7 protein-coding genes are annotated in these 6,841 nt (G+C 40.8%); 1 reads left to right on the top strand and 6 read right to left on the bottom strand.

All coding sequences use genetic code 11. From position 1 onward, the window contains the following. Positions 1-75: 75 nt before the first annotated feature. Complete coding sequence (locus O71_RS13800; protein WP_007657802.1) at positions 76-552, bottom strand: hypothetical protein; 477 nt, start codon at positions 550-552, stop codon at positions 76-78. A 217-nt stretch (positions 553-769) separates the two neighbouring features. On the opposite strand from O71_RS13800, the gene O71_RS13795 reads away from it, so the two are divergent. Next, entirely contained in the window at positions 770-1,435 is a 666-nt protein-coding gene (locus O71_RS13795) for a recombinase family protein (RefSeq protein ID WP_007657800.1), read from the top strand. Between the two features lie 99 nt (positions 1,436-1,534). Here O71_RS13795 and O71_RS23940 read toward each other — a convergent pair whose 3' ends face one another. From O71_RS23940 to O71_RS13765, 5 genes are all read right to left on the bottom strand, one after another. Continuing rightward, positions 1,535-3,148, bottom strand: coding sequence for a hypothetical protein (locus tag O71_RS23940; protein WP_155800902.1), 1,614 nt, complete (start codon positions 3,146-3,148; stop codon positions 1,535-1,537). A 140-nt stretch (positions 3,149-3,288) separates the two neighbouring features. Continuing rightward, positions 3,289-3,843, bottom strand: coding sequence for a hypothetical protein (locus O71_RS13780; protein WP_040574296.1), 555 nt, complete (start codon positions 3,841-3,843; stop codon positions 3,289-3,291). A gap of 58 nt (positions 3,844-3,901) precedes the next feature. After that, a complete protein-coding gene (locus tag O71_RS13775) occupies positions 3,902-4,612 on the bottom strand; it encodes a zinc-dependent metalloprotease (RefSeq protein ID WP_007657796.1) in 711 nt (236 codons plus the stop codon). 281 nt (positions 4,613-4,893) lie between these two features. Beyond that, a complete protein-coding gene (locus O71_RS13770) occupies positions 4,894-5,313 on the bottom strand; it encodes a hypothetical protein (RefSeq protein WP_007657795.1) in 420 nt (139 codons plus the stop codon). Between the two features lie 6 nt (positions 5,314-5,319). After that, a complete protein-coding gene (locus O71_RS13765; protein WP_007657794.1) occupies positions 5,320-6,786 on the bottom strand; it encodes a hypothetical protein in 1,467 nt (488 codons plus the stop codon). Positions 6,787-6,841 lie beyond the last annotated feature (55 nt).

The following is a 6,841-nucleotide window of genomic DNA, read 5'->3' as shown; positions in this document are numbered from 1 at the left end:
TATAGTGAATAATCACGAAGTAATTAATTGGAAATATTAATTAGATTTTAAACCTATAAGCGTAAGTATTGTAGTTTAAATTAAGGTGTCGCTCTCATAGGGGTGGGAATAGCTACTACTTGAGTATTCTAATGGATATATTGCTTCGCATCTAAACCTGATGTTCATGTTTTCATTCACAATTTGAACTGACAGCCCCCTATGCCAGAATTTCTTTTTGACTTTTATATCTTTCCATCTCCAAGCTGTTGTCGGCTCTTTTTGCTTTAGCCTAGTTACACCTTGGCAGACAAATGCACCACTCCTAATCATTGTTGTATGAGGTTGAGCTAAGCGGTAATGCCCAACATAGCCATCAATAATTATTGGGACATTACTAAGTTCCGTTTTATCAAGGAAGTATATTATTAATGTGTCGTTTGCTATCCGCTCAAACTTATAAATCGAGTTTCTGCATCCGCAGAAGAAACCAGCATTTTCACTGAACAGAGCATCAAACTCCTTATCAGGGTGAGAAGAAAAGTAAGTTTTAATGATTTCCGAACCGTACATCCAATTATGTTATAGTTTCTTTTCCTATGTAAGTTATTGATTGTTGGAACAGCTACTTAGATTTATTCATTCAACAATCTATTATCTTTTTTGAACTCCATAACATAAGCATCATCAATTCATATTAGGTTATACCCATATTTGAATATTTCTTCGTATCTTTACAACAGCTTCACATCCCGGAAAAGATACTCACACTCCTAAACCTATTTTGAATATGATTTCAGCAGTTGCGTACGGCAGGGTCTCCACCAATAATCAGACGGTGGACCGGCAAAAGGTGAACTTAGAGGAGGTGGCTACAGCCAAGGGATACAGAATTGAAAAGTTTTTTTCAGACTCCATTACAGGTAAAACCCATACCTTGGAAAGGGAGGGATACCAGAGGATGATTAGATATTGTCAGGGGAAAGGAATCAAGACTATATTCGTGTCCGAGATTTCCAGAATATCTAGAAGGGTCTCTCATACCATCGCCACTATTGAGTCCATTGTGGAGGAGCATGGCATGACAGTCCATGTGCAGCATCCAAGCGCCTTGGTATTCTCACCCGATCAGCACGGTCGCATAGACATACTTCAAAAGTCGATGCTTATGATGCTGGGACTCGGAGCCGAGATGGAATTGACCTACCAGCAAAGCAGACGGTTTGAAGGCATCACAGAGGCTAAGAAAAGAAACAAGTATAAAGGCAGAGTCAAAGGCACGTCATATTCCAATGCCCGACTTATAGAGAAGCACTCAGACATAGCCAACCTCCTCAACCACTCTGCGTTACCGGACACTAAGATTGCGGCAATTGTTAAGAAAGGTCTCTCGACTGTGAAGAGAGTGAAGCAAGCATTGCAAAGTTTAGAGACCGACCAGACGATGAAAGCTTAGGTTACCGCACCCGGCTTTCACAGCGTGAATGGTATAGGAGCTTATAGGTAATCCTATACATTAGAAGTGTTTCTATCCATCAACTCCATAAATTCCTCTTTAGTTTTCCCAATTTTTGTAAGTTCTCTTGTTAAAGCATTGCCAAGCTTTTCTGTTTCTGCTATAAGCAGACTTATGGATTTCGAAATCTGCGAGTAATCCTCCTGCATCAAGTAGATTTTTAAGTCTTCTGGACAGGTCGGAACCTGTTGCAGTATCTCTGCTTTCAACTGTCCTAGCAGCTGTGTCTCGTAATCCTGCAAATCGTTCTTCAAGTTCGACTCCTTCTCGTTCAAATCTGCTTGGTAGTTGGATTCTTGCCTCTCGTATTCCTGCAATACCTGCTGCCTCTTCTCCTTCAAGCTGTTCAAACTTGCTTCTAGCTGCGCTTTCAAGTTCTTCAAACCGCTCTGGTAGACGGCTTGCAGTTGCTCTAATTTGTTCAACTCTTCCTTCCTCAGCTGCGATATCTCGGTCAACTGAGATTTCTTCAAGCTCAATCTCTCTTTTTCTCTCTTCAAAAGATTCTCGATTTCCACCAAGCCCTCGGATTGCTGCTGTGATGTCGATATCAAGAACTCCTGCTGCTCGGTCAAGCTCTGCCGCTTCCCTTCGATTGTCTTCTTCCGCTCTGACTGCATCTTCTCGTAGTCGCTCTTCTTCGCCTCGAAGAGCTTCTTCTTGCTCATCAATTCCTCGGATTTGCTCTGAATACTTTGCTGTAATTGACGCTCTATACCGGTCTTGAAGTCTTTGCAGTCGCTCTTGATTATCAGTTGTATTTTTCTCAACTCTTGATATCTCGTCTCTAATTCCTGCTTTAATATCTTTGTACGGTTTTGATTCCAAACACTTTCTAAAGCCTCGTATAAGGCTTCTAATTTGCGCTGCTCGGCACTCGTAAGTTTCCTCAAAAAGTTTTCTTTGGAGTTCATCAATAGGTGGAACTCCCGCTGCATCTGGATGGGAAATTGGTACGTATTTAGTTCGTTCTTGCTCATGTGAATATAACCACTTCGTTTTGTCTGTTGTAAAAAAGGAACGCTCAATCTCTTCTGGGGAGTCTTTAGGTATCTTAACCTGTATGGTGTCTACACCCAGACGCTTTATCTTGACTAATTTCTCGACAGATGGAGCATGCGTGGCGACTAGTTCAATAAAAAGTATAGGTTGGTAGTCACTGTCAAAGAAAGTTACATCAGGCTTAACCAGTAGATACCTGTCTCCTAAGTCTTTCTTCTTCCCCCAACGTATCTCCCCATTGTCATCCTCATAGAAGCACGTCTCGTTCTCAACATACTCCGCTTCAACGTATCTGTCTTCCACTAGTAAATTGGCCAATCCACTCACTCCTTTAGGGGGATACTTATATACTGCCGGAACCTTAATCTTCTTAATCCTTTGCAGAATCTCCTTTGCGAGTTGATGCCGATACGTCTCGTCAGAATAAGTGCACTTTCTGGTAGGCTCTACCCCCTTTGGGTCATGGCGAAAGTAGGACGAACGGTTCTCTATCTTTGTTATGCACGCCTGCATTTCTCGCTTACAGCCAAGGCAGAAATAGCCTTTCCGACCGCTCTTAGCCTGAGAGATATGGATTATTTCATCCCTCACATTATAGGCATATACATGACTTTCTTCGCTTTCGTCATCCACAGTGAGTACGGCATCCATAAATAGAAATTTAAATATAAAGAGTTGCTCCTTAGGTGAAAGGGTAGTTCGATAAATATAATAAAATTCTATATTTAATCTCTAAACGCACTGTATATATCACTGGATTTGCCTTACGAGTGCAATGAAAGGTGATGCTTCTACTCCCCTTCTTTGAGGCTTGAAGTTCGACTGAAGCTTACAATAGTCCCACTCGTGGAGTGTTCGATCCAGACATAGACATAATCTAAAGACATTTGAAGCCTGTGATTTTCTGGGTACCTTTCAAAGGTTTCCATAATGTCTGTTGCTATTAACTGAAAGTCCTTTTTTGGGATCCGCACCCCCTCTTCTCTTGTCACCCCTAGGGCTATATCATCATCAATTAGGATTATGGCGCAAAATAGCACTGCCTCTGGAACTAAGTTCTTATCAACTATCACATGTTGCGTTTCTCCTGCAGCCTCACTTCTTTTCATTTCAAGCAGTCTTGCATATTCCTTACTCAACAATATAGCTTCGTCCTCTGACAAAGAGCCTGAGTCATCAAATAAAATGTCTCTAGTTTCATCTGATAAACTTTTGATGTCGGCTTTGCTTCTCCAATCCGTTGAGGCACTTTCACCAGTACGCTTGGTCTCGGCTTTTCCTTTTGTCTGTGAAACAGCTACCAAAGGCACAAGTAATAATAACACAAAGGATAAAGCTCGCATCATCACACTGTTTTTAGATTCAAAGGTATTCGAAACACATACCACAACTCCCTAAAGGTTTTCATAATGTGAACGCAGTTGCACTAAATAACGTAGCTCTCTTGTATGCTAAAAAAGTTAATGACTTTTTACAGCTACTACAAAGAGTAACCTCGGCCTTGTCAATTGTTGCCACCCTTCCGCCCGCATCTACCATGAAACAGGAGGACGTGGCGCAGTGTGGCAGCCCCAACGTATGCCCTACTTCATGCAGCGAGGCTTTCGTCAGCCTTTGTTCGTATTTGCTCTTACTAACTTTTCTCTTGCCAAGTCGATATGTGGAAACTATACAAGGCTCTTTACCTAAGTAGGCCAGTCCGATAACTCCCCAATCCTCATGCCCACGTACCATAGTGGAGATATCCTTGTCAGTCAAGGCAATGACCTTATCATAGTCCTTCGGTTTGATATCTTTTAAATAGTTGAGCACTAGCTTGGCCTTATATCTCTGTCGTGGCTGGTGGAATGAACTTTTAGGCATTTTCTGCCTTTCCAGCACGGTCACTTCAAACCCGTAGAAACGCTCGATTTGAGACTTTGCCAATGTTACTTCCCCTTCTTCTATATTGGCCAGTGGCACGAGTGCTATTTTACCTTTGAAGGATGGAGGGCCACTACTAAAGCGTCTAAAGTCAAGACTTCCTAAAGCGTACAGCAATACTCCCATAACAGTAATAAGCATTAACACCAGCACCACCGTAACAGATATTCTTACTCCCTTAGTCTTTGTCATAGTTTATCATGCTGAGTGGAACACAATTTCTCTTTCCCAACTCTTTGTGCCTTTCGTAAAAAAAAGAAAGAACCAATAATAATGTATGGTCACAAAGCAGAAGTTACCGATGTTAAAACACTGCTTTTCTAAGTCAGAATTTCAACAGTTCCTAGCAAAAGGTAAATACCACGCTTAGCATTAACTGTGAACTCTTCATATTTGAGATTGGGGTATTCAAACTAACTTGGAATGTTGTACTGTAGAAATGATTATACGTCAGAAAATTAGTGGTATGACAGCTACAGTTTAAAAGTAATCAAATTGCTGTCTTTGCCATCATATGACCTGTTCCTCACTCTTGCATAAAGGGGACGATCTGTTGAAATACCCTCTATGAACACAGTAGCTTTATTCTGTTGCTTTTTTAACTGCTCTGCGGAAAAATGATACTCCTCGAATGGAGTCCTCCTATATATGCCTGTCAGATTATCTTCTTCGTAAGCAATCTGCAACACCAATCCTAAATTGCCTACAATATTTTCATCACGCAAGATGAATGTAAGCTCTACCGATGAGGGGCTAAGAACCTTTGCAGGCATTAAAAGTATAAAGTTGCTTACTTTATTAAGCTCCTTATGCTCTGGCTTGATTTCATATTTTTTACATGATATGAGAAAAGACATCATACCTAGTAGAAATACAGCAGTTAGTTTCTTCATGGTGTGTTAATTAATGTTAAGTACGAATTTTAAGCCTAAGCTTTTGTCATCAATACCTAAATTGGTTGTTATTTTCCGTTGTTCGTTTTTATACACATTTAATTGCTTTCGGATACCCGCTTTCTTGGACATGATGTTAACCATATCTAATGTCCATAGAGTAGCGCCCACACCATATAAAATATAAGCAGTATTTCTTTGACTCTTGGCTTTATTATAGTGCCAATCCCAGTTAGTAGGATCATCACTATCCAAGTAGATATCATAGTTCTTATTTGCTTCTTTGTTGAAGTATACTCCTGTGCCTATCGTTCCAACTATTGCTATTGTAGCTACAACGGGTGCGTGGAAATAGTACCCATCATCTAAGCCACCTTCAATCTTATTATTCGCCTTGTTTGCTGAAACATTACCCCAGCCCGGTATGATTAGGTTCTTTAGAATTGAAGGGTCAGCTTTGGCAACAGCCAATGCGTGCATACTCTCCAGTTTAGCAATTTCGTAGTCCACCCCATTGCAAAGGTTTTCTTTGTTAGCCTTATAATAGGCGAGTCTGGCCTTGATTCCTGAAACTGATGTAATAGACTTACTGGATATATCCCAGAGCAGCACTCTATTTTTAGCCTCTGCCACATGCTGCCCGTTTGGGTATTCCCTCAAGTATTCTTTGTAAAGCTGTATGGCTTTTTCATTTGTGGGCAATGACATACAGTTGAGATTTTCATCTAAAGCTCTTGCTCTCTCAAACAACCATTTACTTTTATATTCATTAGCTTGACTGGAAAAGTAGCCTTTAGGATATTTTTTCAAATACTCATCTATCCCCTCTGAACTTCTACTGGACAACGCTTTTTCCCAGATAAGGCTTTCATCCCTTTTTGATTTTGCTTCTTTCGCATAGTATGAATTCGGAAATTCTTCAAGAAAGGAAATGAAATCGTAAGACCTCCAAAGTCTATTTCCGTTTTCCCAATCCGATATAATTTGTTTCTCCCTTGATTTCTTTGATTCTGCTTCCTGTCTTATTTTTTCTGCGGCCGTTTCTCTATTTCTCTGTTGCTCTATTCTAGCTTGCTTTTCCTTCTCTAACCCTTTTAACCTCTCCTCTTCTGCCTCTTTTGCCTCCTTTTCCTTTCTTAATCGTTGCGCATGCGAAAGTGAAGTTATCGGACCGTCCCAGGAGGTAGCTAAAATCCTACCATTGATGTACCACAAATATTGATATCCCAACCCCATGAATTCCACGTATTCTTTCCAGTTTCCTTCCTTTTTGCCGTGAACGAAGTTGCCGATCTGAATGACTTGCCCGTTGCTATTGTACTGTATATACTTCCCATGGGGTCTTCCGTCAGCGTCCTCCCGGTACCGCTCCTTGCAGCGCTCGGTTTCTGGATATTTTGCCTTGCAAGGTAGTTCCTGTGCTTGGGCTGTCAAGGATCCGATTAATGTAATTAGCAATAATACCTTTCTCATGCGTTGATTTTAAATGCTTATAAGTTTAAATATTACATTATTACTCAGGCGTATA

The organism is Pontibacter sp. BAB1700, from assembly GCF_000277005.1.
Taxonomy (GTDB): domain Bacteria; phylum Bacteroidota; class Bacteroidia; order Cytophagales; family Hymenobacteraceae; genus Pontibacter; species Pontibacter lucknowensis.
This window is presented reverse-complemented; position numbering and strand designations above follow the sequence as displayed.

What these genes read in the sequence shown, in the direction of transcription:
- O71_RS13800 (WP_007657802.1), bottom strand. Translation starts at nt 552, where the DNA reads ATGTACGGTTCGGAAATCATTAAAACTTACTTTTCTTCTCACCCTGAT.
- O71_RS13795 (WP_007657800.1), top strand. Translation starts at nt 770, where the DNA reads ATGATTTCAGCAGTTGCGTACGGCAGGGTCTCCACCAATAATCAGACG.
- O71_RS23940 (WP_155800902.1), bottom strand. Translation starts at nt 3,148, where the DNA reads ATGGATGCCGTACTCACTGTGGATGACGAAAGCGAAGAAAGTCATGTA.
- O71_RS13780 (WP_040574296.1), bottom strand. Translation starts at nt 3,843, where the DNA reads ATGATGCGAGCTTTATCCTTTGTGTTATTATTACTTGTGCCTTTGGTA.
- O71_RS13775 (WP_007657796.1), bottom strand. Translation starts at nt 4,612, where the DNA reads ATGACAAAGACTAAGGGAGTAAGAATATCTGTTACGGTGGTGCTGGTG.
- O71_RS13770 (WP_007657795.1), bottom strand. Translation starts at nt 5,313, where the DNA reads ATGAAGAAACTAACTGCTGTATTTCTACTAGGTATGATGTCTTTTCTC.
- O71_RS13765 (WP_007657794.1), bottom strand. Translation starts at nt 6,786, where the DNA reads ATGAGAAAGGTATTATTGCTAATTACATTAATCGGATCCTTGACAGCC.